The 1,677-nt window shown below is 62.7% G+C and carries 2 protein-coding genes; both read right to left on the reverse strand.

The window, feature by feature from the left end; translation table 11 throughout:
- Positions 1-604: phosphogluconate dehydrogenase C-terminal domain-containing protein (locus WCA53_RS16745; RefSeq protein ID WP_423912679.1), on the reverse strand; the 604-nt coding region annotated here is incomplete at its 3' end.
- 46 nt (positions 605-650) lie between these two features.
- Positions 651-1,677 (reverse strand): MFS transporter (locus WCA53_RS16750; RefSeq protein WP_423912681.1); only part of this gene is annotated, 1,027 nt, incomplete at its 5' end.

A 1,677-nucleotide genomic window follows, 5' to 3' on the forward strand; every position in this document is an offset into this window, starting at 1 on the left:
CCTCGCGCATCACGTAGAGCAGCGTGGCGCAAACCGTTTCGGAGAGTCCCGGTTCGAGGATCGCCATCTGATCGACCGTCAGGCGGTACGAGCGCAAAATCGGCTGATAAATCACCTTTGCCACCTCTTCGCCCAGGTCGAACGCCTCGTCCGGCCCCTGCATCAGAGCGCTCGTGATCGACTGCTTGGCATACGCGCCACCGAAGAAATCGCGGCGCGCTTTCGAGTCGGCTTCGTCGTTGAAGATCAGCGGATGGCACGGATGGGCGACGAAGTACGTCAGATCGGGGCGATCTGGCAAGTGGCCCGCGAAAGGCGCGGCGGCGTCGAGCGTCATCACCATCGTACCGGGCTTGAGCTTCGGCGAGATTTCGTGGCTCAGCTTACCGATAAGCGTGTCGGGCACGGCGAGAATCACGACGTCGGCGCCATCCAGAGCCGTATCGGCGGATACGCATTCGATGCCCAGTTCATCCTTCAGACGCTTCTGCCCGGTCGCGCCAGGCTCGACGTGCGCAACGCGGTAATCGGACTTCAGCAGATTACTGCTCAGGCGCACGCCCATTTTTCCGCCTGCGCCAAACAAAGCGATTTTCTCTTTCATTTCAATCTCCATGAGAACAGTGAGTGCAACGGGAACTGCGAGTCGACTATTTGGTATGCGGTTGAAGACCCATTGGGACGGTCTCCTCCTGAGTCTGGCGAGCACCCGCACCGATCGCAAACGCGAGCACAGCCGACATCAGCATGAACGCTCCAACGATGAACATCGGCGCCTGGTAAGAACCGGTCGAGTCCTTGACGAGGCCCGTGATGTACGGCGCGACGAAGCCCGCCAGGTTGCCGACCGTGTTGATCAACGCGATGCCCGCCGCGGCCGCCGCGCCCGACAGGCAACGCGCAGGCAGTGCCCAGAAGGTCGGTAGCGCGGAGAAGATCGCGCAGGCGGTGATAGTGATGACCGCGACGCTGGCGGTCGGCGAGCGCATGTAGAGCGCAACCGGAATGCTCACGGCCCCGATCAGCGCAGGAACGCCGATATGCCAGGCGCGCACGCCTCGCCGGGTCGCGCTACGACTCCAGAGAAAGAGCGCGAGTGCGGCCGGCAGGTACGGAATCGCGGTAATCATCCCTTTCTGAAAGACGTTGAAGTGGGTGCCGAAGCGCGCCTCGAAGCCGCCGATGATCGTCGGCAGAAAAAACGCCAGCGCGTACAGGCCGTAGATCAGGCCGAAGTACATCAGCGCGAACCTCCAGACGCGGCCACTCGCCATCGCCGCGCCGGGACGCAGCGTATGTGGATGGGCCGAGGTGGTTTTCGCCTGATCTTCATCCGCGAGCTTCGCCGTGAGCCAGTTCTGCTCGGCGGGCGAGAGCCATTTCGCCTGCGATGGGCGATCGGCGAGGTAGAACCACGCGATCACGCCGATCAGGATCGCCGGAATGGCGACGCCGAGGAACATGATGCGCCAGCCTGCGAGGCCGAACGCGCCATGTGCCTCGATCAACAAAGCGGCGACCGGTGCGCCAATCACAATCGTCAGCGGCTGCGCTAGATAGAAGAGCGCGAGGATGTGGCTGCGATGCCGCGCCGGCACCCACATGCTGAGGAACAGAATCGCGCCGGGAAAGAAGCCCGCTTCGGCGACACCCAGCAGGAAACGCAGCGTATAAAGG

It is taken from the genome of Caballeronia sp. (assembly GCF_049581465.1).
In the GTDB taxonomy this organism is placed as follows: Bacteria; Pseudomonadota; Gammaproteobacteria; order Burkholderiales; family Burkholderiaceae; genus Caballeronia.